A 26045-nucleotide genomic window follows, 5' to 3' on the forward strand; every position below is an offset into this window, starting at 1 on the left:
TGATAATAGCTATAAGTTGAATTATACGAATTTTCAGACAACTTGCAAGCTTTTTTTCGAAACTTTCTTTTAAAATATTTAAAATATATTTTTTCGGGTTCAGAAAAACAGATCGTCATCAAAGCATTTTTAATTTAAAAAACCACCGCACTTAATGAAGCAGCGGTGGTGAAATGATGCGTTTTTTGATTAGTGATCGACTGCCAACAATTTTTCATAGAAGTCATCAATTTGACTAACGAGCTGTTCTCGTTCTGAGAATAATGTCGTGAGGACTTCATAATCATGTGTCGCCGCGAGTGATGTATCGAGTAAAGCCACCTCATCCTCTAGCTGTTGAATCTGCTGTTCGAGTTCGCCTGCATTTAAAGCCGGATGTTTCCCGGCTACCGGCGTCCGGGTAGCGCGGGGCGTGGGTGCCGCTGATTCGACGATTGACCGGGCATGTCGTTTTTCGGCAGCATATTGGTAAGAACCGTGAAAGATTTCTGTCGTGTCATCTAGCCAATAGGTTTTCGAGAAGAGTCGGTTCAAGAAATAACGGTCGTGCGATACGGCAATCAGCGTTCCGTCAAAGTGCTCGAGTGCTTCTTCAAGCGCCTCGCGGGATTCAATGTCGAGGTGATTCGTCGGTTCGTCAAGAATCAGGACATTAAGCGGCGAATGGACAAGAATCGCGAGCATCAAGCGCATCTTTTCCCCGCCGCTTAACGCAGTAATCGGTAAGAAGACACGTGGACCGAAAAAGAGGAAACGGGCCAACAGGGAGCGAGCTGTTCCTTCGTCCGCCGAAACGTGTGAGCGGAAGTAATCGATCAGTCGCTCTTCACCCGGCATATCGACGTGTTGCGATAAAAATCCGACCTGATTTGACGGACCACGCGTGACACGTCCGTTCGTCGGCTGGAGTTGTCCAAGTAAGACACGTAATAACGTCGTTTTCCCACTTCCGTTCGCACCGACGATTCCAATCCGGTCACGTGCCGCGGCTTCGAAATCGAGCGACGCGAACAACTTCCGGCCGGCGACGGAAAGCGTGACATCCTCAAGACGGTAAACGATTTGACTGAGTTGCCCTTGCGACGAAAAGCGGATGTCAGGCACCGCTTTTTCCAGGAGCGGCCGTTTGAGTCGCTCAATCCGTTCGAGTGCCCGTTCCATGGCTTTTGCTTTTCGGAACAGTTTTTCGCTTGGCGGAGAGGCTTCATTTGCCCACTGGCGCAAGCGCCGAATCGCATCCTTCATCTGTTTGATTTTCTTTTGTTGTTCCGTGTAGGCGTGGAATTGTTCGAGGAGCAGGCGTTCTTTCGCGACCGTGTACGCCGAATAATTTCCTGGGTAGATTGTCAGTTCACCATCTTCAAGTTCAGCGATCAAGTTGACACTTGCGTCAAGAAACACGCGATCATGCGAGACGATGATGACAGCGCCCGGATAACTGTTTAAAAATTGTTCGAGCCATTCGATTGCTGCGAGATCGAGGTGATTCGTCGGTTCGTCGAGAATCAACAAGTCTGGTTCCACCAGCAGCATCCGGCCGAGGCAGATTTTCGTTTGTTCGCCACCACTTAATTGAGAAAAGGGACGTGTCAGCAAGGCATCGAGGTGGAGTCCGTTAATCATGCGCTGGATTTTCGAGTCGAGCAGGTAACCGTCCTGTTGTTCGAATTGTTCGGTCACACGCGTATACTCATTTAGCACATCGTCCAGGTGGTCAGCACTTGCCATTTGTTGTTCAAGCTGATGCATCGTCGTCCGTAAGGCGACGATTTGGGCAAATGCGGTCCAGAGAACATCAAGGCCCGTCAATTCTTCTGCGAACTGTGGAATTTGAGCCAAATAACCGATGGAAAGTCCTTTTTTGAGATAAAGGGTTCCGCTGTCCGCTGTTTCGAGTTGCGCGATTAAACGCAGTAACGTGGTTTTTCCGGTTCCGTTTCGACCGATCAATCCGATGCGGTCAGCTTGTTTAAGATAGAGCGAGACATCGGTTAAGACGGATGCTCCCCCAAATTGTTTTGTCAGGTGTTGGATGTCGCAAATCATGATCAGTAACTTCCTTTCATGCGCATCAAAAAACGGAGAACGCAAATAGCGCTCTCCGTTTACCGTAAAAGGTGCGCTTTGCTTTATTTTTCAGATGGATGTTCCTAAGAAAAGGGCAGACTCGTCCTTTAGAACGCCATTTCATGAAAAATCGCGCGCAACAGATAAAGTTGTTCCATCAACCATTGCTTACACGCAGCAAAACCCATCTTTTACACCACCTTTTCGTTTCGATAAAGTTAGTTTACCATGTTTTGAACTGAAAATGAAATCGTTTTCAGTTACTTGAACAGTCCGGAAATCGAGTTAAAGAACTTACTTAAGCCGTCAAACAGTTTTGCAAAAAATCCTTTCGTTTCTTCGGAGGTCGCGAACGCGTGGATATCTTGCCCGGCACCCTTTAATCCGGTCTCGATTTGTCCCCAGTTCAAGTCAGCTTTCTCCATTTGACTGAACAATGACGTCAACCGCTCCATTTGGGCGTCCGACAACTGGATGTTGTTATTTTGAATGACTTGGATGATGACATTCTCGATATCGACTTTGGTTTTCGGCTTTTGTTTGGCGATCTCTGCTTTGATTTCATTCATCAGTTCGGCGACTTTGTCCGTCCCGACCGTTTTTCCGACATCGGAAGTGACCGATAACTCTTGTTGGGCTAAATCTTTTCGTTCATCCGTCAATTTAATGCCGGTCTCAGCCGACGTTTGATCGTATGCTTTCATGATCCCCGTCAAAGCAGAGGTCCCGGTGACTTTATAAGGGGAAGTGATTGTGATGTCGGCGTCCGTTACGCCTGCAGTGACGAGCGCGTTCAAGTACATGTCTTTTGTTACCCAGGTAATGTTTTCGGTCGCGACAGATAAACCGTCGCCTTTTTCAGCGAGTTCGATTTTTGCGGAAGAGTACATATTGCCGCCGAGTTGCGATTGGGGAACGTTTTTCCCTAAATATTTTTCTTCATCCGCTGCCGTGGCGATGACGGGCGTAATGCCTTCCGGCGCATTCAATCGGGCGAGTACCCAGGCTTTATCCTTTGCCCCGAGCGATTCACCAAGCGTGATGATTGTTTTATCGACGACTTGCTCTGCTGAAGCAGCAGTCGGTAGAAGTAAACTTGTCGCTAAAAGCGTCGTGGTCATGATTTTTGTTGCTTTATTCATAGTATAAATCCTCCGAGTATAGTAGGTAGTATCAGGTGCTAATTTCATTGTAAGTGACGTCTTCCAGAACGGAATCGGTCTTGAGGCGGAATGAACCGCCCACCTCGTGTCCCTAATCCTATACTACATTTCATTATAAAATCCTGATCATGTGACTGAAAAAATGATATAGTGAAGAGGAATTAAATAATGACCACTAGGGGAGTCGGTAGGCCGACTGAGACGACGAAGACGTTCGGACCCTTTGAACCTGATTAAGTTTGGACTTACGGAGGGAAGTGGCGTGAATATCTCTCTTGTTGTCTCTTCACGTCATGCCCTGTTCGTAGGGTGTGGCGTTTTTTGATTCAACAAAAGGGGGAATTAGGTTGAAATTCAGTCAAGAAATTCGGCAAGCCGCAAAAACATATTGGGACAGCAGTTTTTCCCATCCATTCGTCACAGGCATTGGTGACGGGACGTTACCGCTCGAAAAATTTCGACATTATGTCATGCAGGATGCGTATTACTTAAAACATTTCGCAAAAATTCAAGCCCGGGCCGCCTCAAAGGCAACGGATTTTGCGATGATCGCGGAACTCGCGGAACATGCGACATCGACCTATGCGGCTGAGCTATCACTCCATCAATCGTTTTTTGAACCGCTCGCTATTACGGAAGCGGATTTAGCAGCGTTCGAACCGGCACCGACTGCGTATGCCTATGTCTCACATATGCATCATGCGAGCGAGGGGACACTCGGGGAAACGATTGCAGCGATTTTACCGTGTTACTGGCTTTATTATGAAGTCGGACAACAACTGTTGACGAAGTCACCGGCGTCACCGATTTATCAACAGTGGATTGCAACATACAGCTCGGAATGGTTCGAACGGGTCGTCTTTGAACAGGTCGACCGGCTGGATGCTTTGGCGGCGCAAGCGACTGAAGCAGAACGGGAACGGATGAAACACCATTTCGTCAGAAGCTGTTATTACGAATTGATGTTTTGGGAAATGGGCTGGACGGAAGAAACGTTTGAACGTCTCTTTACACAAGTTACGCGTCAACCAAAAGTAACGAAACGATAAGTACAGCTTTAGCCGCTGTTGATCAGCGCGATCAGACGGCAGACTGCACAAAACCTGAGCAATTTTCAGCTTTCGTAAAGAAAGTCATGGCAATCGCTCAGTTTTTTTTGTTGGTGGATTACAGGCATGATGAAAATTCTGGTAAGGAAATCAGCTGTACCGTTCAATCAAATCGTTTAATTGTTGTTTGACGGCGTTTCGGTCCATCAAATCGTGGTTCGATAAGGATAGCTTCGTCATCGTCTCATCCGCACCCGCCATCTCACTGAAGAGCGAACCTAAGTCGTGGGCACGACGGTCGATTTGCAAGACGATGTCGATGCCGGTACGGTCTTGGAGCATGATGAGTTCGACTTCATCGAGTTTATGGGCGAAGTACGTATTGCGTGCCGAATACTCGAGTTCCTGGGCGATCGGTAAATCCTTCCGGTAACGCCCGGGAAGTTTTTCCGTGTCCGCTTTCTTGAGTCGGAAACCAAGTTCTTCCATCGCTTCTAAGATAACGGATTGGAGGTCATTGGCTTGGACGATGATGGCGTCCCGGTCTGACGGATCGACCGCCTGGGCGATATCGAGACCCGTTTCAATCCATGACTTCGATTGACTGACCGAGAGCGGCGTATTGAATGGTACTTGAAGCGTAAACGGAATTTCGCGTTCGACACCTGCTTCAATCGTAAAGGCGGCTTCGTTTAGCGAAAAACGATCGAGTGTGAACGTCGTAAATGTCGTGCTGTCCCTGACTTCTTCTTTATATTGTGTATTAAACGCTAAATAAATCCGATCGATTTCTTGGTCGACATTGCCGCCTTTAATATGGACGGTTCCGTGAATCTGTCCGCCTGGCTCACAGCGTTCGCTGTCGAGTCGTGTATCGACTGTGGCGGCACCGATTCCGATTTGTGATAAAAGTTTTTTGAACATCGTTCGTTCCTCCTTTAATGATGAAGCTACCTTACTTGTCGAATAGGGTGGAATTTGCTACAGTTTCGAAAGAACAATCAGAAAAGGACGGGACTACAGTGGAATTACACCAAGTAAAAGAATTACTCACTCAAAAGCTCGAGGCTGCTGCTCTCGTGCATGCAACGATTAGTGGTCCGCGCCAAAAGTCGAATGATCTTCGAAGAATCAAACTAAAACCGATTCTATTGAAAGATACGTATGCAATCCAGTTAGAGTTTCAATATGAACGGATAATTAAACACGAAAATTTGTCGGTTGATGAATTTTTAGAACGACTCGACGGATTGATGGAGGAATTCCGTCAATTTTTATTCCGTTTCGAGACGGAAGAAGTTCAGTTCCAGTTATCCAAAAAAATGAAAGTATCGTTAAAAACAACGCAACAGTCACCCCTGCAAGCAGAACTGTCACATAACCGTAAAAAAAGTCATCTCCTTGAAGATGGTGTCGTCGTTCCGTTTTTAGTCCGACTCGGTGTCATGACGGAAGACGGACAAGTCAAACGGCAAAAGTACGATAAATTTAAACAAATCAATCGGTTCCTGGAGTTCGTCGAAGATAGTATTTCCGCGTTACCGACAGACCGAACGTTACGGATTCTTGATTTCGGTTGTGGAAAATCGTACTTGACGTTTGCCTTGTATCATTATTTAAGTGTCGTCAAAGGCTTCGACTTGAAAGTGACCGGACTTGATCTCAAAAAAGAAGTCATCGAAGAATGTACAGCGATTGCGCGCGATCTCGACTATACGAATCTCGAGTTTCGTGTCGGGGACGTCCATGATTATAACGAAGATACAGAGGTTGACTTAATGGTGACGCTTCATGCCTGTGACGTCGCAACGGATGTTGCACTTGCCCGCGCCGTTGATTGGAATGCGTCTGTCATCTTAAGTGTCCCGTGTTGTCAAAAAGAACTCAATCGTCAACTCGACTGTTCACCACTCGACGTCATGTTGCAACACGGGCTGATTCAAGAGAAGTTCGCTTCGCTTGCGACGGATTCGATCCGTGCCGAAATCTTGACGCTCGTCGGTTACGAGACACAATTGCTTGAATTCATTGATTTAGAGCATACACCAAAAAATGTCTTGATTCGTGCGTATAAAAATGACCGTCAGCCGTCGGAAGAAAAAATTGACCGTTACGTCGCCTTCCGTGATCTACTACATGCGAAACCATATTTGGCGCAAGAATTAAGCGGCAGACTTGGACAGATTTCATCTAAACTCGTACAATAAGGAAGAGAACGAATAAGGGAGGAATTAGACCGATGGATTTCCAAATGTATTTTGAAGACGTCGTCCAGACAGCACGTAAAGAAGCGGCAGCTGCTGGTTTTGAAGAATTAACGACAGCTGAAAGCGTCGATGACGCGATGAAGCGTGAAGGATTGACACTTGTCCTTGTCAACTCAGTATGTGGATGTGCAGGTGGGATTGCTCGCCCGGCAGCTGCTTACGTCAATCGAATGGAAGGCGTGAAGCCAGATCATTTCGTAACGGTGTTTGCGGGACAAGACCGTGAAGCAACGGACCGGGCACGCGAGTACTTTGAAGGGTATCCACCTTCATCACCATCATTCGCTTTGATGCAAGATGGCAACATTCTTTCGATGGTTGAACGTTTCGACATCGAATCGTTTACTGCAGAAGAAGTTGTTGAAAAATTAGAGTCATTGATTGAAATTTACGCATAAGTGAATCAACTGGAGCCGTGTTTCTTAATTGAAACACGGCTCCAGCATGTATACAAACGCTTATGAAGAGTGAACATGCGACATCTAGGTGCGATCCATTCGCTTTTCGCGGTTCTAAAGCGATTCAAGACAGATTGCGCTCTAAACCGTCTGCATGTCTGGATTTCCTTCACGGTATTTCCTAAAGAGCGTCACGTTTCGTTGACTCCTACGGGAAAAAGTGCGTTTTTAACGCACTTTCAGAGGCAGGCAAGACCCTGCTCGTTGTCCATTAGGACCAAGGAGCAACGGCTTGCGCCTCGTCCGAGGAAAGCAACGAAAAAAACGCTTTTATCGCCCAATGGCACTTTGACTACAGTCTAGAGCCGTGTTTCTTAATTGAAACACGGTTTTAATTTGTCGTGAAAGTGAGTGTGCGCGAAAGAGATGTTTTTTTAGCAGTCCCCCTGAAGCAGAGGCCGACTTATTGAAAGAGCAATGAAAAAAGAAAGACGAATCGAATCAATAGCATCCCCTTTTTCGAGTTAAAAAGTACCCATGATTAAAATCCGAGGATAGCAATAAAAATGTAAGCGGATTCAAAAGTGGTTATTTACTCATGTTTTGTATAAAAAGAATCGATTTATGCATTATTACGAGATAATTATACTTTACAATGAATAAATATTCGTATATCCTAAAAGTAATAAATCGGATCAGAGCTATTTAGTATTGAATTAGAAAAAAACATAAGTCATACTATTGTTAAAGTTCTGACAATTGAGCGTTGGAAGGGGAATTTATTCATGAAAAAATTAGTAGCAACGGCAATGGCAGGCATTCTCGCACTTACGATGGCAGCATGTGGTGCATCAGATGATTCATCAGGCGGTTCAAGTGATGACAGTAAAGTATTAACGATGGGAACGTCAGCAGATTACTTCCCGTTTGAATACATCGATACGGCGAAAGGGGACGACATCGTTGGATTTGATGTCGCAATCGCAAAAGAAGTTACAAAAAACCTCGGTTATGATTTGAAAATTGAAGACATGGAGTTCGGTAGCTTACTCGGAGCACTCAGCTCAGGTCGGGTTGATTTTGTCATGGCAGGAATGACACCGACAGACGAGCGGAAGAAAAACGCTGATTTCACAGATGTTTACTTCGAATCAAAGAACCTCGTCATGACAAAAGACGAAGCGATTAGTTCGGAAGATGAACTGAAAGGTAAAAAAATCGGCGTCCAACTTGGATCGATTCAAGAAGGCATTGCAAAAGATCGTTATAAAGACAGCGAAGCCGTCTCGTTGAATAAAATTCCGGAAATCATTCAAGAACTCAATACGGGTCGGATTGATGCGCTCATCATCGAAGATGCTGTAGCGGTCAAATACATGGATCAAGACGAATCGTTAAAAACGTATGAAATTAAAGAAGACGGACCGACGGGTTCAGCCGCCGCTTTCAAAAAAGGCGACAAGATGCGTGACGAGTTCAACAAAGAGTTGAAAAAGATGATCGATGCGGGTGAAATCGACAAACTTGCAGAAGAATGGTTCCAAAAAGAAGCAAAATAAGAGAAGCACATAGGGGTGGGGGTAAACCCATCCCTTTTGCGCGACGTTAGGAGTTTGGTTATGATAGACTTTACAAAGATTCAAGATTCAATCCCATATATTCTGCAAGGGATTCCAGTTCTGTTCCAAGTCGTGCTCGTCGCTGCCGTCGCAGGGATGTTGATCGGAATCATCGTGGCAGCCCTTAAAATTACGAAAAGCAAATTCATTCGCTTCATTGGACACGCGTATACGGCAGTCTTTCGTGGAACACCCTTGATTTTGCAACTGGCAATCATTCACTTCGGTTTACCGCAACTGACAGGTTACGTCACGACAGGCTATCAATCCGCTGTCATCGCCTTTTCATTAAACTCGGGTGCTTACATCTCGGAAATCATCCGGGCAGGAATTCAAGCAGTCGATCGTGGACAATGGGAAGCAGCGGATGCACTCGGTATCCCATACATGAAACAATTGCGGTCAATCATCTTACCGCAAGCGTTCAAAAACATTTTACCAGCCATCATGAATGAAATGATTACGTTAACAAAAGAGTCGGCACTCGTCTCGACAGTCGGTGTTCTCGATATTATGCGCCGAGCGCAAGTCGTCGGTGGAGAAAAAGCATTGTACTTCGAACCCTTGTTATTTGCGGGACTCGTCTATTTCGTCCTTGTCATGGGATTGTCCTTGATTGGTCAACAAGTCGAAAAAGCTATGAGAAAGAGTGGGTAATCAGATGGAACCTATGATTCAAGTCACCGATCTGTACAAACAGTTCGGAAAGTTAGAAGTATTAAAAGGCATCACGACGACAGTCGGCCGTGGGGAAGTCGTCGCAGTTATCGGACCGTCGGGTTCAGGGAAGTCGACGTTCTTACGTTGTATCAACCTTTTGGAGCAACCGACAGGTGGAATGATTAATGTCGACGGCTTCGAATTGACAAAACCGAAAGCGAATATCGCGAAAGCGCGTCAAAACATCGGGATGGTGTTTCAACAGTTTAACCTGTTCCCTCATAAGTCAGTGCTCGATAACTTAATTTATGCCCCAATCAATGTCCTCGGTTTATCAAAAGAGGACGCAATCAAACGTGGCGAAGTATTACTTGAACGCGTGGGTCTCGCTGAAAAACGGGATAATTTCCCGAACCAGCTATCCGGTGGTCAAAAGCAACGTGTTGCGATCGCGCGTGCCCTCGCGATGGAGCCGAACGTCATGTTGTTCGATGAACCAACATCAGCACTCGACCCGGAAATGGTCAATGAAGTCCTCGATGTCATGAAGCAACTCGCGGAAAGTGGGATGACGATGGTCATCGTCACGCACGAGATGGGTTTTGCAAAAGAAGTCGCCGACCGTGTCCTGTTCCTCGACGAAGGCATTTTGATGGAAGAAGGAACACCGGTCGAGTTGTTTGATCATCCAAAAACGGATCGTGCGAAAAAATTCTTGGAAAAAGTCTTATAACACATAACCGCCATCTCTTTCATCAAAGGGGTGGCGTTTTTTGAGGAGGATGAATGAAGTGAAGTTACTAGAGGGGAAAGGCATCCGGCTGACACGTTTCCAAGCGGCAGATACGGACGTCTATCGGGGCTTTCTTGACGATGCGACGTTTGCACGAAACTTGAGTGCGACACCATATCGCTTCTTGTCAGATGAAAAAATCAACGGGATGCTTGCGAGTGATGCCCATGAGACGTTTCGGTTCGCCGTTCGTCGGACGGATGCCGAGCGTCTGATTGGTATCGTCTCCCTCGAAGATATCTTATGGTCGAACGGGACGGCTTGGTTGATGATTGGAATCGACCCAAGTGAAACCGGGAAAGGGTATGGGCGAAAAGCATTACAGCTATTACTGCGATACGCCTTTTATGAGCTCAACCTCGAGCGGATCCAGTTGACGGTCTTTGCCTATAATGAGCGTGCGATTGCATTATACGAACGACTCGGCTTCGTCCACGAAGGTACGTACCGGCAATTTTTAAAACGGGATGGTAAGCGGCATGACATGTTGCTTTACGGATTGTTGCAGACGGAGTGGGAGGATTTTTATGATTAACGAAACGGAACAGTTCGTCCGTGCCTTTCACGCGACGGATTTTTCAGGACATGACTATGCCCATATCGAACGGGTCCGGAAGATGGCTTTACAGATTGCTGCGACGGAAGGCGGGGATTTGCTGACGATTGAACTGGCGGCACTCCTGCATGATGTCGCGGACGAGAAACTCGGCGGAACACTTTCTTCCGTCGATGCGTTTTTATCCGGGAAAGTCTCAGACACTCGGAAACAGAAAATCCTTCAAATCATTGATGGGATGTCATTTAAAGGGGGGGACCGTCCACCACTTGAGACGCTGGAAGGGAAAATCGTCCAGGACGCAGATCGGTTAGATGCAATCGGTGCCATCGGGGTCGCCCGGACCTTCCAGTATGGAGCATTGACCCAAGCACCGATGCATGTACCCGGTTTAAGACCACGCAAGCCGGGAGACCGGACGAGTCCTTCGAGCACAATCAATCATTTTTATGAGAAGTTACTTTTGTTAAAGGATTTGATGAATACCGAAACGGCAAAAGGCATCGCAGAGGAACGGCATGCGTTCATGGTTGAATTTTTGGAACGTTTTCAGACGGAGTGGGAGTTGTGAAAAACGAACACAAGAGTTGATTCAAGACTCAATCCGTCCGCGCTCTCTGTTCCGATAGTTCCGTCCTGTGCGCAAAAAGTGCCGGTGAATCCGTAAATGATGCGGATTCACCGGCACTTTCTAGCTCGGTCCTTATCGTCAAGCTCTTTTAAAATCACCGAGCTTCAGCTAAGGATGATGGCAGTGATGAGACCGAGTGAGGCGAGTAGTCCGACGATCGTGCCACCTTCCTCATGCGCCTCCGGCATCATCGTCGAAGCGAGCATCGCGATGATGCCACCGCTTGCGAAGGCGCCGATCATCGCAAATTGCATATCGGGTAGGTTAGCAAGCACGGAATAGCCGGCGAGCGAGGCGAGGGCAGAAATCAACCAGACGACACCCCACATGATTAAGATTTTTTTCTTCGAAAATCCGTCTTTTTGAAGTCCGGTCGTACTCGAGAGACCTTCCGGAATATTGCTGACGAAAATCGCCGCAACGAGTGCCGCACTGACATTCCCCGACAATAAGCTTGCCCCAATCATGATCGATTCCGGAATCGCATCTAAAATCGTTCCGAAAAAGATGGCGGTGCCGGTCCCTTCGTTTCCGCCGCCTGAACGTTTCCGTTTACTCGCACCTCGCGAAGAAACAAAAAAATCAAATCCTGTAAAGACGAGAGAACCGACGATGAACGAGATAGCGACGATGAACGTCGTTGATTTATTCAAGGCTTCGTCGAGCAGTTCGAACGTCGCTGCCCCAATCAAGATCCCCGTACCGAATGACATGACATATCCGATGTACCGTTGCTTCATCGGTAAAAATAAACCAATCAATGCTCCGATGACGACTGCGCCCCCGGCGAGTGCGCCCCAACCTAAAGCCATCCACATAACTGATTCCTCCCTTATTCCATTGTTCTTTTTTTCCTTTCGATAATGATTTATAAACATAGTTAATTTTTAGAGGAGAAACGAAATGAAAAAATCACCTCCCGCTTTGGAAGGTGATTGTGATAGTCAGAACGGTTGTTTGTTCAGCCAGTGACCGCCGTCCAGTGCGATGCATTCTCCATTTAAGTAGCTTGCTTGATCGGAGACCATCCAGACGGCGAGTCCAGCGATTTCTTCCGGTGTCCCGAACCGTCCGAGTGGTACATTGCGACGAATTCGTTCCGCGTGTTCCGGTGACATCGCCAGTTTATCGGCACCACCCGTCCGTTCGATCGGCCCCGGACTGATCGCATTGATGCGGGCATGATACTTATACCCCCACTCGACGGCAAGCGTCCGCGTCAAATTCAAGACTCCGGCTTTTGCGGCAGCACTCGGAGCGACACCGGCTCCAGCTTGCCACGCGTAAGAAGCGACGATGTTTAAAATCTGTCCACCTTTGACGTCATCTTCTTGCCAGCCTTTGACAAGCGCGTGTGAACAATTGAATGTCCCATTGAGGACAATGTCGATGACCGTCTTCCATCCGTTCGGAGACAGCTCATCCGTCGGACAGATGAAATTTCCGGCCGCATTGTTCACGAGTGCCTCTAAGCGACCGAACGTTTCCCGTGCTTGATTGACAGCCGCGATACAGGCATCGGTATCACGAACATCCATTTGAATGGTCAGATGCTCCCCCTCAATCTGCTTTAGTTCATGATCCGTTTGTTGTAACCGTTCCAAGTCACGTCCTGTGACGACGACGTTCCAGCCGGCTTCTTTTAAGGCGAGTGCCATTGCTTTCCCCATACCGCTCGTACCGCCTGTCACCATGATCGTTTGTGCCATTAACTTTTCCCCCTTTAGTCTGAATGAACAACCATTCATTATTAGTATACAAAAAAGAAGGAGTGAACTCCTTCTTTTTTGTAGTCGATTATTTTGAACTAACGGCAGTATCTGTCAGGATTGGAACAACTTGTTTCTTCCGTGAAACGACACCTTCGAGGTAAACGAGGTGGTTGGTTGCTTCAATTCCATAAGCTTGTTCGACGAGTGGTGCTTGTTGTCCGAGTACGAGCGCAACTGAATTATTTGTTAAGATGTCAGTCACGAGGAACACGAACAGATCGAGTTCTTTTTCGAGAATGATCGTATTGATTTGCTCTTCAAGCTCAGCTTGACGAAGTAACACTTCAGCTGTATCGACCGTATTGACCTGAGCAATCTCGACTTTGTGTGCGCCCATCGAAAACTCTTTTGCGTCAAGTGAAATCAATTCTGTGATTGATTTTTTCGATAAGTCAGCACCTGCTTTGAGCATGTTCAAACCGTAGACGTTTGCATCGACACCGGCGATTTCTGCAAGTTCACGTGCAGCGACGATGTCTTCTTCCGTACATGTCGGTGACTTGAACAACAATGAATCGGAAACGATTGCCGATAACATCAAACCTGCGATTTCCGGTTTGATCGCGACACCATGTTCTTTATAAAGTTTGTTCAAAATCGTTGCCGTACAACCGACGGGCTCAGCGCGGTAGTAGATCGGATCTGATGTCTCAAAGTTCGCAATCCGGTGGTGATCGATGACTTCTGTGACCGTGACGTCAGCGATGTCGTCGGCACTTTGTTGACGTTCGTTGTGGTCGACGAGAATGACGTGTGATGCTTCGGCAGCGACTGCCGTAACAAGACGCGGTGCAGCGATTTTAAATTGATCGAGTGCGAATTGTGTTTCATCATTGATTTCGCCTAAACGTATCGCTTCGGCATTCACACCTAATGCTTTCTTCAGTTCAGCGTACGCGATTGCTGACGTAATCGTATCCGTATCCGGATTTTTATGACCAAAAATCAATACTTTTTCCATGCTGAATCACTCCTCAATGGTTAATGTCTCGCCCATTAGTGTATCATATCTCGGAATTAGAAGGCGTCCATTTTGTACAGGATACCAGCGATTTTTTCGCTCCAGTAAGGATCCGATGCATAAAAAACGTTCATTCCTTTTGCTTTATTTCCGAGGAACGGTCCACGGTGGTACTTACCATCCGTCGCGAGGTAGTCGCGGGCGATAAACTGACCCGTTTTTCGAATCGAGTCGTCAAGCGATTTATAAGCCGTTGCATTTTGACCAGGTGCAATATCCGTCGCATTGACGCCAAACAGATTGAATTTTTCACGGGCAATCGTCGACCGACCGTAATTTGATTCATGAATCGCATGAGCGAGGAAATAGGCGGCATTGATATCAAAATCACGCTCGACTTTTTTGAACGTCTTCCCAGTACCGATCAACGGACTATCGGGCGCATTGTTTTTGATGAAGGCATCAAGCTCTTTTGCGGACAAAGGAGTCGGTTTCCGTAAATCTTTCGTCAATGTCGTCACTTCGACATAGTCGGTCGTCCGCTTCGAAATGTCTTTTGGGGCACGTCCGACGGTAATCCAGCCGCCGAGTCCGGCGTTCGCGACGATGTAGTGACGTAACGTATCACCCGTTCGTTCGTAAAACGATCGGTTCGTCGATCGTTCAAGGGGATACAAGGTCAACCGATCCGACGCAACGAAGCCGCGGACACCGGCAATTTCAATCCGACTGACGTCTGGACCGAAGTCGCGCAGTGTTAAACGGCTACCGGACGCGACATATGTCAACCGTTTTTTTAACGATTCGTCTTGATAGATGTTGAGCGTACCACCTTCGTCGACGATCCCGATACCGGGACCAGTCAAGTAGAGATAACGGTCATCCTCGGTTCGTTTAACGGCACCACGGTCGTCACCAAGGTAGGTTTTCGCTTCGCTGAACGTATCGAATTCTTGTTCCGTCGCGACTTGACCTTCTTGATATTTTTCAGCGATGTACGGAGCAGCCGGTTTTAAGACGGACGGTGGATCGTCCTTCAACAAATAGAATAGAACGATCCCGAGCAAAAAGAAAAATAACAGTCCTTTCAGGGATCCCGCTTTTTTTGCGGGACGGCCGGGACGAATCGTGCGTGTACTCAAAAAATCACGTCCTTCAAAAAATCGATAGACAACTTGGGTAAAGGATAGGTAGTCTAACAAAGAATAGGGGGGAACTCGATGTTCATTGGATATCGGACTTTAAAAACGGCCGTCGCAGCCGCACTTGCGATGTGGATTGCAGAGCAGATGCAACTCGACTACTATGTTTTCGCCGCCATCATCGCCATCTTGAGTATTCAAGCGACGCGGAAAAAATCAATTCGTTCATCGTACGAACGCATCATGGCGTCGATTCTTGCCATCGGAATCGGTTTCCTGATTTTCGAAATCATCGGTTATCGGCCAGTTGCTTTAGCACTTTATTTCATTATATTCCTTCCGTTGACGCAACGCCTCCGTCTACAGGACGGTTTTATTACGAGTGTCGTCATCTTGACGCATCTTTACACGGCACGACAACTCAACCTTGCGATTTTTTTAAATGAAGTCTACTTGATTTTGATTGGCGTCGGTGTCGGATTACTCGTCAATATGTATATGCCGAGCCTTGACCGTGTCATCACGGAGCGCCGTCAGCAAATCGATAAACGGATTGCTGCTTTGTTCTTTGAAGTCGCCGCGGCGATCGAGACGGGGCGGATCAATCATCATTCGCTGACGCTCGAAGAAACGGAACGCTTGTTGCGGGAAGGAAAGGACGCTTCGTTAAAACGGATGGGCAATGCCATCGGTCGTCGAAATGATGACGAGGACTACAGCTATTTCCGGATGCGGGAGCAACAGTTCGAACTGCTCCGCGGAATCGTCCGTAATGTTGATGATTTGGTGTTAATCGTCGAAGAAGGCAAAAAAGTCGCCGACCTGTTTCGGACGATTGGTGACAATGTCCGTCCGGAGGCCGACGCAAGTTTATTTTTACAAGAACTGGCGGACTTACTCGCGACCTTCCGTGCTTCGCCGTTACCGACGACACGTGAAGAGTTCGAAGTCCGGTCCGCGCTGTTGCACATGTTGCAAGAAACGGAGCAATATTTACAATTAAAGCAGCGTTTCGTCGCGAGATCAGAAGAAATAAAACATCGTCGAGGCAAAAGTACCAAGTAAGAAGATTGCTAAGATCGCAATCGTCGTCCACTTGATGAGACGTTGTTGTTTGGATGGGCGTGACATGACAGGTGCAACTCCTTTCTAAAATGCAAACGTAATTACTGTTATTGTACAAACAACCCTTCTGAAGTGCAAATCAGTCAGTTGATGGTATACTGAAAAAGCGCTAGTCGAATAGTACTTACATGAGGAGGAATCTAGCATGGTCAATGAGAAACGTGTACTTGATACATTTTTAGAGTTAGTCCAAATCGATTCAGAATCAAAAGAAGAGGCACAAATTTGTGCCCATTTGAAAAAAACGTTCACAGAACTCGGATGTGACGTCTTTGAAGATGATGCATCATCGAAAACGGAACATAAAGGAAATAACTTAATCGTCACACTTCCAGCAACAAAAGACGGGGTCGATAAAATTTATTTCACGTCACATATGGATACGGTATTCCCGGGACAAGGGATTAAACCGATCATCGAGGATGGGTATGTCAAAACGGATGGTACGACAATCCTCGGGGCAGATGATAAAGCGGGTCTTGCATCAATCATCGAGCTGGTCCACGTCTTGAATGAAACGAAGCAACCGCACGGACAGATTCAATTCGTCATCACAGTTGGCGAAGAATCAGGTCTTGTCGGGGCGATGGTCCTCGATCCATCAAAAATCGATGCAGACTATGGGTTTGCCCTTGATTCAGACGGTAAAGTGGGCGATATCATCACGGCTGCCCCGACACAAGCGAAAGTGAATGCTAAAATCTATGGCAAAACGGCACATGCTGGGGTTGCGCCTGAAAAAGGTGTCTCTGCCATTACGATTGCTGCAAAAGCCATCGCGAAAATGCCGCTTGGTCGAATTGATGAAGAGACGACAGCAAATGTCGGCCGATTCAGTGGTGGTGGTCCATCGACGAACATCGTCTGCGATTATGTAGAAATCTTCGCAGAAGCACGTTCACTCGTTGCACCGAAGATGGAAGCCCAGACAGAAAAAATGAAAGCTGCCTTTGAAGAAGCAGCCGCTGAACTCGGCGGACGTGCTGAAGTCGAAGTCAAAGTCATGTATCCTGGCTTCAAGTTCGAAGACGGAGATCAAGTCGTCGAAGTTGCGAAAGCTGCAATTGCGCAACTTGGGCGGACACCACGTTTACTTCATTCAGGTGGCGGTTCAGATGCGAACGTCATCGCTGGTTTCGGTATTCCGACAGTCAACTTAGCAGTCGGATACGAAGACATCCATACGACGAATGAAAGAATGCCGATCGAAGAACTCGTCAAGACGGCAGAACTATGTGTTACGCTCGTCGATTACATCACAAATAAGTGAGAAGATAATGAAAAGAGTGTACCGCTATATTGCGGTACACTCTTTGTTCGTTTACGATTAAGTTAATTGAGGACGTTCGACGAACTCCATTGACTCAAGAACAAATTCTTCAGTACATAATAAGGTCGTCGCGATTTCTTGAATCTGAATCGACTTGCCGTACTTTTGCCGATAGTTCTCGTTCAGCATCCGGGCTTCGTGTACGATTCGTGCATAGGTCCGTTCGATTTTGGTCATGGAAAAACCCACCTTTCGAATCAGTATGGGTACAGTTTACCATGATTCATTGTGTGAAAGATGTATTTTGTGTATGAAAAATGCTAATTTTACGAAAAGGGGAAAAAGATGGAATTTTATTTTTTAGGTACAGGAGCAGGTATGCCTTCAAAACAACGCAACGTGTCGTCAATCGCCTTGATGCACCCGAAGATGACGTGGTTGTTTGATTGTGGTGAGGCGACGCAACACCAAATCTTATACAGTCCGATTAAACCACGAAAAGTCAGCACGATTTTCATCACTCATCTTCACGGGGATCATATTTTTGGTTTGCCCGGTTTCATCAGTACGCGGGCAGCGCTTGAAGGAACGACACGATTGACGATTTATGGACCGAAGGGGTTACAGGAATGGCTCGATGCGACACTTCGTGTCACAGGGACATATTTACGCTATCCGCTAGACGTGATTGAAGTCGAAGCGGGTCAAACGTACGAACATGAAGGTTTTACGATTACGGTCGCCGCACTTGAGCATCGTTTTTTAGCGTATGGGTACCGGATCGAAGGGCATCAAGAAAAAGGGATGTTGCTCGTCGATCGCTTAAAGGAGCACGGTATTCCGTCCGGTCCACTCTATAAACAAATTAAACAAAGCGATTCGTTCGAGTTTGAGGGAACGCTTTACGAGTCATCAGATTTTTTAGGGCAACCGAAACCAGGCGTGAAGTTGGCCGTCTTAGGCGATACGACACCTTGCGAAGCGAGCATCCGCTTAGCGCGGGGAGTCGATGTGTTGATTCATGAGGCGACGTTCGCCGATACCGAAACAGAACATGCGGGACGTTTCGGACACTCGACAGCACGTCAGGCGGCGGGAATTGCAAAACAAGCGGAAGCGAAAAAATTATTATTGACACATGTCTCAGCCCGTTATGTCGAGCAAGAGGATCACTTAGAACGTGAAGCACGGGAAGTATTCCCTGAATCGTATCTCATGGTGGATCATCAATCCGTCCAAGTGAAGGCGTAAGTGATGGACGTATTGATTCGGTGGGCACTCTTTTTATTAGCAGCCGTCCTACTCGCATTCTTACTAGAAAAAAGGACGGAAAAAGAACGTTATCTCTACATGAAACTTGTCTTTTATGCCTGCTTAGGTTCCGTTTCATTTCCAGTCTATGATATTCAGTTACCACTTGGAATCATTCTATTTTTAATCGTGCTTCATCCGCAAAAAAACTCACGCTACAAACGGTATATGGCCTTGTTCGGATTTTTATTTTTTTTATTGCAATTATTCGCCGGTCCGTTTGATACGTTTACAGTCCGTGAAGAAACACAACAGATTGGGCGAGTGATGATTACGGATCAGTCGTTCAATCACTTGTTGAACCAAATTGAGAAGCGGGTCGGAGATGAGTCGTTACGGCTCGAGCAAAGCGAACTATTATTTGACCAGGGTGGCAATTTGCGGAATGCGACGTTCGAAGTGATTGCTAAAAGCCCGAAGCGGTTCGTCCGCTATGACATTTCCTATCAAGAAATCACAGGCACAATCACGTATCGACCACGTGAAGAAGTGCTGGAACGATCGCTCGAATCGTATTACCAGAAACTGATTGATGCGTCTCGTTCGTTTGATACGTTACGCCAGCTGTCGATTAAACAAATATTACATGAATCAAAGACACCGTATGTCGAGATGGATATGGATGGTCTTTATGAAACGTTTAGTCTACAAGATGCGACCGTGTTATTAATTGATGATCAAGGGGAGTTGATCCCTTATGTCAATACAGGAGAAGACGTCCTCGCGAACGCAATTCGCTTGACCTATTTGCGGGCGGACGGACAATCCCTTCGTGAGAAAAAGATTTTGTTGTACAATTACAGCTTTGAGACATCAAGGCGAAAGGGAGTCGTTCGATGAAACAGTGGATATTAGCGGGAAGTTTACTTATCTTAGCAGGGTGTTCTGAGGAAGCGGAGCCTAAGAGTTCGAAAACAGAGGCCTGCGACGTGAAGGTTGACGTCTCGGTCGTCAACCATGCAAAGGACAAGACGTTGTTTGAGGAAGCAATGTGTTTTGATCAAGAAGAGACGGCGCTGGATGCGCTCGAAGAAACGAAGTTAGATGTCGTCAAAACAGGAAAAGGTGAGATGGCTTATGTCACAGCCGTCGAGGGAGTTCGAGAAAAGTCAGCTGGAGCAAGCAGCGGCTGGGTATTCGGCGTCAATGAAAAACCGGGTGAGGTCGGAGCGGGAAGTTACGAACTTCAAGACGGAGATCGCCTTGAATGGCGATTTGAAAAAGATGCAATGGCTTATTTTCAGTAAGACAGAACGGGAGCGACTTCATCCATTGAATGTTGCTCTTTTTTTGATGGTGATGCTATCGGTCCCGTTCGTCTTGCAGGATCATATAGGAATGCTCGCGCTCGTCCATCTCATCTTTTTCATTACCATTCGTCAGTTCGAGGTCTTTCGTTATCTCATGTTACCGCTACTCTATACATTGATGATGATGGTTCCACTTCTCTATGGCGCATCGATTGATGTGATTGGGATTCTGGCGGTCAGCGTACAAATCACCTTATTTATCACGTCAAGTCAACTCGTGTTCACGCTTGTTCGTCTCGAACAGATGGGACCTTTGTTTCGGATGTTACCACGACTGACGCGACTAACCGGGCTCGTGCTTGCACTAATTCCGTCTTTGCTCCGGACATGGCCGGAAGTGAAGATGAGCCATCGGCATCATTCATTATCGGAGCAGTTAGAACGAATGGCGATGTATCATTTATTACCGATTGACGCCGTACCGAGCAGACTTCGAAAACTAACGCTGCGTGACATTCGGACGGGTGTGATTTTGCTTAGTGTCAGCAGTCTGTTGTTGACCTCGTATGCTTATGTTGGTGCAGTCGTATTGCCGATGATTTTACTCTGTTCGAAAGGAGCTTTTCGTGATGCCAACGATTATTTCAAACGACAGCAAAGCGACCGGACAGCTTGAGCGTCTCGCGGCCGAAGCGGGACAGCCCATCATCTATCCGGAACGACTGCTACATGGGCGAGTCCGTGATTTACTAGCGACAACAAGTCTGTTTGTCGCGGGAGAACTTACGACACTCCTCGGACTAGAACCGTTCTTTGAGCGAGAGGTAAGTGAGTTATCATCCGGAGAGCAGCAACTCGTTTCAGTTGGATATGCGCTCGCTTCGTTACCGCCAAGTCTTTTCTTAGACAATCCCTTCCTGTTTTTAGATCACGTGCGAAAACGGCGATTGGTCGATTTGCTGAGTGAGATGGAACGTCGTTTTACATGTCGTATCTATTATTCAGTCACTGATCAAGCGGATTTAGAACAGATTGTGTTCGAGCAAGCAACTCAAGGAGACATCTATGATGAGATGTGGGCCGTCGAACATCGTTATCCGATGCAGACGCGCTATGCGTTAGACGTATCCCGCCTCAGTTTAGCGGCAGGGGAACGAGTGGTGCTCGTCGGTGCCAACGGGAGTGGGAAGTCGACGTTGCTACGGCTCCTACTCGGCGTCGAGCGTCCCTTGTATGGAAAAGTGAAACGACGCGGGCGAAAGAATTACTTGCCTGCGCATCCGGCCCTTGCGCCTCAAGTTGACAGTCGACCGGGCACGTTCGCTTCACAAAAACAACGATTGTTGGAACGGCTTGACTGGAGCGACGATGCTTATTATTTTGACGAACCGACAGCAGGATTAACGGACGCACAACGGCAGCGATTCGTCGAAACACTCGTCGAACAACCAATGAAGTTAGTCGTGATGGCGACGCATGACGACTTTTTAATCCGTCACGCGACACGTGTCCTTTATCTCGTTCAAGGTGAAATTGCGTTTGATGGTCCGGCGGCTACTTTTTTAGAACAAAGTAGGTTATATGGATGGGACTGATTCTCCTCGCTTGTCTGTCCATTTTGATTCTGTTTATCCGTTTTGAGCGTCGATCGCTGTCAGAAGCGATGTTACGCTTCATCGCGCTCGTCACTGCGGCGGCGATTGTCGGACGGATTCTTTTTTCGAGTCTGCCGAACATTCAACCGGCCACGGCACTCGTTCTGTTACTTGCCGTCTACGTCAGTCCGGTCGTCGGTGCAGTCGCGGGTTTGTTGGTCGTCGTCCTGTCGAGTTTATTCTTAGGGAGCGGACCGTTCGTTTTATTTCAAGCGCTTGCTTACATGGCAATCAGTCTCGTCGGACTCGTACCGCTATTGAAATCGAAATGGCTGTTAGCCTGTTACGGGCTCCTCGCCGGATTTTTGTATGGCTGGATCAGCAACCTCGGCTTTTTAATTTTTACAGCATTTTCACGAGAAGCTTTTTTGACACTTGTCGTCACAGGCGGGGTATTTGATTTAGTACATGGAATCGGAAATGTTTGCTTTATTTTATTACTTCATCCGACTTTTTTACGGATTTTGCACTCAATCGACCGAAAGGCGGGTAAAGAACATTAACCTGATTCGATTGGAGTGAAAAAAGATGCTTAGTTCATCCGTGTCACTACCATATGTCGTCTTATTGTTACTTATGTCGAGTTGTTGTTTACTGTTTGGCAGTATTCTGTTGTTAAAACACACTGTTCGTGGACGCTATGCGGGCTTTTATTTACTGGCTGCAGCAATTTTTCCGGCAGCGATGCTCATCACGTCCGCTGAAGGAGCATTGATGTCACAACTTTACTTTGAAGCGGGTCTCTTTTTAGGATGTGTTGCGTGGTTACTCGTATTAGCGACGGGGTATATGCTCATGGTGACGAGTGCCGTCACGTTTCGTTATCTGTACCGCTATACTTCGTTACCGAAGACGCTCCGGACACAATTTGTGAGTCGGTTTGAGCGAAAAAAACAAATACACTAAACCTTTTAAAAAAGTCTCCTCTATAAAACAAGTCCCGCTAGCCGAGCTAGCGGGACTTGTTTTAGGAAAGCATCGATTAATTGGAGTACGCGAGATCTTCTTCCGTTGTGTCTTGATCTTGACGAGCAGGATCCTGGATGCGACCTGTTAATTCTGTCAAGAGACGGCGAGGTAAGAATTTAGCCAGTGAAACCATTGCCTGATTGCTCGCGCCTGGAACGATTACACGTTTCCCTTTAAGCGTACCGCGGTAACCTGCGAAGGCGACGAGGTGTGACGGCATGCTTTGGAAAGGCAAGGTGATGTTCGCCCGATTAAAGAAGTTTGTATCCGTCGGTCCCGGGCAGAGGCATGAGACCGTAACACCTGAACCATCAAGTTCAGAAGCGAGTGCTTCAGAGAAGGACAGGACGTAGGCTTTTGTTGCGTAATAGACGCTCATGTATGGACCCGGCATGAAAGCAGCGACGGAAGCGACGTTCAAGATACGTCCGAAGCCACGATCGACCATACCTGGTAACAAACGTTTCGTCAGTTCCGTTAAAGCGACGACATTCACATGAATCGAGTCGATGTCTTCCGATGGATCGATTTCCGCGAAACGGCCGGATGTCGCAAAACCAGCGTTGTTGAATAACAAATCAACAGTCAATTCTTGTTCATCGAGGTACGTCAGAACACGTGAGACGCTGTCGGCCTGTGATAAATCTGCTGCGAACGTATAGGCTTTGATTTGATAACGTTTTTCAAGAACATTTTTAAGTTCCGTTAATTTTTTTTCGTTTCGGGCGATCAAGACACAATCAAACCCGTCGCGCGCTGCGAGCACGGCAAGATCAAGTCCGATTCCGCCAGAAGCCCCTGTAATTAAAGCTGTTTTTCGTAACATAACAAAATCCTCCATTCACATAATTGAATCATTTTCTAATTGTACCATTCCCTATTGTTCCCTTGAATCCTGCCGAGTAAGCATTTACTTTCGAAACAAGGGGCAGAACCGGTATGATAAGAAAGAGAAAGGAAGTGCGGAAGCATGAGAAAAAATGTCACGATTGCGCTGTTGTTAGCAACTTTTTTAGCGGCAATCGAAGGAACGATTGTCGCGACGGCAACACCCGTCATGGCAAGTGAATTAAATGGGGCGAAGCTCGTCAGTTGGATTTTTGCAGGATTTCTCTTATTTATGGCAGTATCGACGCCGATTTACGGGAAGATGGCTGATTTATACGGTCGGAAACGCGTCTTGTTATTTGGAATTGGCGTTTTTACACTCGCTTCGTTAGCGTGTGGGCTTGCGCAGTCGATGGAGACACTAATCATTTTCCGCGCGGTCCAAGGAATCGGAGCAGGAGCGGTTCTGCCGATTGCCATGACGATCATCGGCGATTTATATACATATGAAGAACGTGGAAAAATTCAGGGAATCTTGAGTGCCGTTTGGGGGATATCCGGCGTTGCTGGACCACTCCTCGGTGGATTTTTAGTCGAATCGTTATCCTGGCGGTATATTTTCCTGTTGAACGTTCCGTTTGCGCTTGTGTCGTTCATCATGATTGTCGTCTTCTACAAGGAAACCGTGAAGGAGACGTCGCGAAAAATCGATTATCGGGGAGCTCTCTTGTTTGCGGTCGGGATGAGTGCGTTACTATACGGTCTGTTATCAGGAAGTGAAGCGGAACAATTTTTACGTCCGACGGTCATCGGTAGTTTTTTGATCAGTGCGGTTTTATTATTCTTTTTCTATCAAGCCGAGAAAAAAGCGAGTGATCCACTCTTACCGCCGGCTGTTATCAAACATCCGGTCATTGCCGTGATCAATCTGGCAGTGTTCTTCTCCGCCTGGGTGCTTGTCTCGATGTCAGCCTATATCCCGATTTTCGCACAGGGCGTCCTCGGAAAAAGTCCGACTGAAGCCGGCTTCATGTTGATGCCGCTCTCGTTATTTTGGACGATTACGGCAATCATCGGTGGCCGATCGATTGGGACGGCGTCACCCCGTTATCGAACGATGACCGGAATGGGGTTACTCGTCGTCGGGATGCTGATTTTAGTCTTCATCTCACGTGAGACGAGTGATGTGTTCCTCTATCTTGCGGTTTCCTTGATTGGAATCGGGTTCGGTTTATCGCAACCGGTCTTCATCGTTGTCTTGCAAACATCAGTCGGTCGCTCGCTCCGTGGTTCAGCGACGGCCGTCAACTCCTTTTTGAGTACGACGGGACAAACGCTTGGTGTCGCCATCTTCGGGACGATTTTTAATCTATCAATCATTCAAGCGTTTAACGATTCGAAAATATTATCCGGTTATTCAATTGATCCATTTTTCCAAGCGACGACGGCGAACCGGTATGGAGATGCCGTCCATACGGCGGCGGAACTGGCCTTAGCAGACGGGTTACGGCTCGTCTTCATCGGCGGTGTATTGTGTGCGCTCGTCGCGTTCGCGATGACGTTCCGCTTACCAAAAGTTCGTCCGGACGATAAACCAAACTAAAAAAACCGCTGAACGTCCGACTCGCAGGTGAGAGGAGGACATTCAGCGGTTTGCTTATTCAGTAACAGAAGTCGCCGTTTCACGTGCGACGAGTTGCGCCCGGATGTCTTTTTCATTCCGGCGTAAGAACAGACCGATGCCGACAAGGAGTAGCGCGGCACCCGTGATTTGAATCCAAGTCAGCGATTCCTGGAATAAGAAGTACCCGAAAATCATTCCCCAGACCGCTTCACCGAGAATCGTGATGCTGACGATGCTCGCACTGACACGGGACAGCGCCCAGTTGAACAAGTTATGCCCGAGCAACGTCGGGAAGATGGCGAGCAATACATAAATCAACCAATCCGTTTGAAACGCCGAGACGAGATCGACGGACTGAATCAGTGAGAACAGCAGCAAAACGACGGACGCGACGGCATAGACGGCAAAGGAATATGTATTCGTCGAGACACTTGTCCGGACGTGTTGCCCGAGCAACCAGTATCCGGCGACTAAAATCGTCGCGAGTAGGGCCAGCCCGTCACCAATCAAGGCACGTGTTCCGACGGCGATATCACCGTATGCGACCAGTCCGCCGCCAATCAGGGCGACGCCGACGAAAAACAACGCTTTTCGCGACGGGTGTTGCTTAAAGAAGACGGCGTTCCCGACTAAGACGAAGATGGGACTGGCGGTTACGAAGAGCGTTGAGCTGGCAACTGTCGTATAATCAAGAGAGAGAAACCATAACCAAAAGTGCCCGGCTAACAGGACGCCACTTAAAATCATGTGGCGGATCGTTGAGGAACTGAGGCTGAACAATTCTTTAACTTGAATGAGCGGTAGTAAAAGAAACGTCGAGAATAACATTCGGAAAAAAGCGACGGCCTCGATTGGCGTGTCTGCCCATTTCACGAAAATAGCCGATGTCGAAATAAAGAATAACGCCATGAACAAAGTAAAATACGGCATGAGTA

The 26045-nt window shown here is 47.2% G+C and carries 28 protein-coding genes and 1 riboswitch; of the genes, 18 read left to right on the top strand and 10 right to left on the bottom strand.

The window, feature by feature from the left end; translation table 11 throughout:
• Positions 1-189: 189 nt before the first annotated feature.
• Positions 190-2046: a ribosomal protection-like ABC-F family protein gene (abc-f, locus tag KNP99_RS08535; RefSeq protein WP_251132128.1), complete on the bottom strand. Its 1857-nt coding sequence runs from the start codon at positions 2044-2046 to the stop codon at positions 190-192.
• 281 nt (positions 2047-2327) lie between these two features.
• Complete coding sequence (locus KNP99_RS08540; protein WP_215193167.1) at positions 2328-3209, bottom strand: DUF1002 domain-containing protein; 882 nt, start codon at positions 3207-3209, stop codon at positions 2328-2330.
• 188 nt (positions 3210-3397) lie between these two features.
• Positions 3398-3503, top strand: a riboswitch (TPP riboswitch).
• Positions 3504-3577: 74 nt separating this feature from the next.
• Here KNP99_RS08540 and tenA point away from each other — a divergent pair.
• Entirely contained in the window at positions 3578-4279 is a 702-nt protein-coding gene (tenA, locus tag KNP99_RS08545) for a thiaminase II (RefSeq protein ID WP_215193168.1), read from the top strand.
• Positions 4280-4429: 150 nt separating this feature from the next.
• On the opposite strand, the gene KNP99_RS08550 is transcribed toward tenA, so the two are convergent.
• Complete coding sequence (locus KNP99_RS08550; RefSeq protein ID WP_088836638.1) at positions 4430-5203, bottom strand: sporulation protein; 774 nt, start codon at positions 5201-5203, stop codon at positions 4430-4432.
• Positions 5204-5301: 98 nt separating this feature from the next.
• On the opposite strand from KNP99_RS08550, the gene KNP99_RS08555 reads away from it, so the two are divergent.
• From KNP99_RS08555 to KNP99_RS08585, 7 genes are all read left to right on the top strand, one after another.
• Entirely contained in the window at positions 5302-6486 is a 1185-nt protein-coding gene (locus KNP99_RS08555) for a class I SAM-dependent methyltransferase (protein ID WP_088836639.1), read from the top strand.
• A 32-nt stretch (positions 6487-6518) separates the two neighbouring features.
• Positions 6519-6944 carry a BrxA/BrxB family bacilliredoxin gene (locus tag KNP99_RS08560; protein WP_029333102.1) on the top strand — a complete coding sequence of 142 codons (426 nt, stop codon included), beginning with the start codon at positions 6519-6521 and terminating at the stop codon, positions 6942-6944.
• A gap of 785 nt (positions 6945-7729) precedes the next feature.
• Positions 7730-8503 carry a transporter substrate-binding domain-containing protein gene (locus KNP99_RS08565; protein WP_088836640.1) on the top strand — a complete coding sequence of 258 codons (774 nt, stop codon included), beginning with the start codon at positions 7730-7732 and terminating at the stop codon, positions 8501-8503.
• Positions 8504-8563: 60 nt separating this feature from the next.
• Positions 8564-9220, top strand: coding sequence for an amino acid ABC transporter permease (locus KNP99_RS08570; RefSeq protein WP_088836641.1), 657 nt, complete (start codon positions 8564-8566; stop codon positions 9218-9220).
• A gap of 13 nt (positions 9221-9233) precedes the next feature.
• Positions 9234-9956: an amino acid ABC transporter ATP-binding protein gene (locus tag KNP99_RS08575; RefSeq protein WP_088838454.1), complete on the top strand. Its 723-nt coding sequence runs from the start codon at positions 9234-9236 to the stop codon at positions 9954-9956.
• A 58-nt stretch (positions 9957-10014) separates the two neighbouring features.
• Positions 10015-10551 carry a GNAT family N-acetyltransferase gene (locus KNP99_RS08580; RefSeq protein WP_239456859.1) on the top strand — a complete coding sequence of 179 codons (537 nt, stop codon included), beginning with the start codon at positions 10015-10017 and terminating at the stop codon, positions 10549-10551.
• Positions 10544-11143: an HD domain-containing protein gene (locus KNP99_RS08585; RefSeq protein ID WP_214765362.1), complete on the top strand. Its 600-nt coding sequence runs from the start codon at positions 10544-10546 to the stop codon at positions 11141-11143. The genes KNP99_RS08580 and KNP99_RS08585 overlap by 8 nt, the downstream gene beginning before the upstream one ends.
• A gap of 164 nt (positions 11144-11307) precedes the next feature.
• Here the strand turns inward: KNP99_RS08585 and KNP99_RS08590 are convergent, their stop codons facing one another.
• The 4 genes from KNP99_RS08590 to KNP99_RS08605 form a co-directional block, all read right to left on the bottom strand.
• Complete coding sequence (locus KNP99_RS08590) at positions 11308-12021, bottom strand: ZIP family metal transporter (protein ID WP_088836644.1); 714 nt, start codon at positions 12019-12021, stop codon at positions 11308-11310.
• A gap of 126 nt (positions 12022-12147) precedes the next feature.
• Complete coding sequence (gene fadH / locus KNP99_RS08595; protein ID WP_088836645.1) at positions 12148-12912, bottom strand: 2,4-dienoyl-CoA reductase; 765 nt, start codon at positions 12910-12912, stop codon at positions 12148-12150.
• 88 nt (positions 12913-13000) lie between these two features.
• A complete protein-coding gene (locus tag KNP99_RS08600) occupies positions 13001-13936 on the bottom strand; it encodes a manganese-dependent inorganic pyrophosphatase (protein ID WP_029333110.1) in 936 nt (311 codons plus the stop codon).
• 56 nt (positions 13937-13992) lie between these two features.
• Positions 13993-15078 (bottom strand): N-acetylglucosaminidase, encoded by a 1086-nt coding sequence (locus KNP99_RS08605; RefSeq protein WP_215193169.1) that lies wholly within the window; start codon positions 15076-15078, stop codon positions 13993-13995.
• Between the two features lie 78 nt (positions 15079-15156).
• Between KNP99_RS08605 and KNP99_RS08610 the strand changes: the two genes are divergently transcribed.
• The gene (locus KNP99_RS08610) at positions 15157-16143 is read left to right on the top strand and encodes an aromatic acid exporter family protein (RefSeq protein ID WP_088836647.1); all 987 of its coding nucleotides are present in this window, start codon (positions 15157-15159) and stop codon (positions 16141-16143) included.
• A 205-nt stretch (positions 16144-16348) separates the two neighbouring features.
• The gene (locus KNP99_RS08615) at positions 16349-17473 is read left to right on the top strand and encodes a M20/M25/M40 family metallo-hydrolase (RefSeq protein WP_088836648.1); all 1125 of its coding nucleotides are present in this window, start codon (positions 16349-16351) and stop codon (positions 17471-17473) included.
• A 57-nt stretch (positions 17474-17530) separates the two neighbouring features.
• Here KNP99_RS08615 and KNP99_RS08620 read toward each other — a convergent pair whose 3' ends face one another.
• The gene (locus KNP99_RS08620; RefSeq protein ID WP_029333114.1) at positions 17531-17710 is read right to left on the bottom strand and encodes a hypothetical protein; all 180 of its coding nucleotides are present in this window, start codon (positions 17708-17710) and stop codon (positions 17531-17533) included.
• A gap of 108 nt (positions 17711-17818) precedes the next feature.
• On the opposite strand from KNP99_RS08620, the gene rnz reads away from it, so the two are divergent.
• The 7 genes from rnz to KNP99_RS08655 are packed head-to-tail and all read left to right on the top strand — an operon-like array spanning position 17819 to position 22595.
• A complete protein-coding gene (gene rnz, locus KNP99_RS08625; RefSeq protein ID WP_214765358.1) occupies positions 17819-18724 on the top strand; it encodes a ribonuclease Z in 906 nt (301 codons plus the stop codon).
• Between the two features lie 3 nt (positions 18725-18727).
• The gene (locus KNP99_RS08630; RefSeq protein ID WP_088836650.1) at positions 18728-19624 is read left to right on the top strand and encodes a hypothetical protein; all 897 of its coding nucleotides are present in this window, start codon (positions 18728-18730) and stop codon (positions 19622-19624) included.
• The gene (locus KNP99_RS08635; RefSeq protein WP_214765355.1) at positions 19621-20031 is read left to right on the top strand and encodes a DUF4430 domain-containing protein; all 411 of its coding nucleotides are present in this window, start codon (positions 19621-19623) and stop codon (positions 20029-20031) included. Before KNP99_RS08630 ends, KNP99_RS08635 begins: the two co-directional genes overlap by 4 nt.
• A complete protein-coding gene (locus tag KNP99_RS08640) occupies positions 20009-20710 on the top strand; it encodes a hypothetical protein (RefSeq protein ID WP_214765353.1) in 702 nt (233 codons plus the stop codon). The genes KNP99_RS08635 and KNP99_RS08640 overlap by 23 nt, the downstream gene beginning before the upstream one ends.
• A complete protein-coding gene (locus tag KNP99_RS08645; protein WP_215193170.1) occupies positions 20664-21629 on the top strand; it encodes an ATP-binding cassette domain-containing protein in 966 nt (321 codons plus the stop codon). The genes KNP99_RS08640 and KNP99_RS08645 overlap by 47 nt, the downstream gene beginning before the upstream one ends.
• The gene (locus tag KNP99_RS08650; RefSeq protein ID WP_214801040.1) at positions 21620-22192 is read left to right on the top strand and encodes an ECF transporter S component; all 573 of its coding nucleotides are present in this window, start codon (positions 21620-21622) and stop codon (positions 22190-22192) included. Before KNP99_RS08645 ends, KNP99_RS08650 begins: the two co-directional genes overlap by 10 nt.
• A 25-nt stretch (positions 22193-22217) precedes the next feature.
• Positions 22218-22595, top strand: a complete 378-nt coding sequence (locus KNP99_RS08655) for a hypothetical protein (protein ID WP_214765347.1) — start codon at positions 22218-22220, stop codon at positions 22593-22595.
• A gap of 76 nt (positions 22596-22671) precedes the next feature.
• On the opposite strand, the gene KNP99_RS08660 is transcribed toward KNP99_RS08655, so the two are convergent.
• The gene (locus KNP99_RS08660; protein WP_215193171.1) at positions 22672-23484 is read right to left on the bottom strand and encodes an SDR family NAD(P)-dependent oxidoreductase; all 813 of its coding nucleotides are present in this window, start codon (positions 23482-23484) and stop codon (positions 22672-22674) included.
• 144 nt (positions 23485-23628) lie between these two features.
• Here KNP99_RS08660 and KNP99_RS08665 point away from each other — a divergent pair, with 144 nt between their 5' ends.
• A complete protein-coding gene (locus KNP99_RS08665; RefSeq protein ID WP_088836657.1) occupies positions 23629-25089 on the top strand; it encodes an MDR family MFS transporter in 1461 nt (486 codons plus the stop codon).
• 54 nt (positions 25090-25143) lie between these two features.
• Here the strand turns inward: KNP99_RS08665 and KNP99_RS08670 are convergent, their stop codons facing one another.
• Complete coding sequence (locus tag KNP99_RS08670; protein ID WP_088836658.1) at positions 25144-26040, bottom strand: DMT family transporter; 897 nt, start codon at positions 26038-26040, stop codon at positions 25144-25146.
• Positions 26041-26045 lie beyond the last annotated feature (5 nt).

This window comes from Exiguobacterium sp. s95 (assembly GCF_018618655.1).
Lineage (GTDB): Bacteria > Bacillota > Bacilli > Exiguobacteriales > Exiguobacteriaceae > Exiguobacterium_A > Exiguobacterium_A oxidotolerans.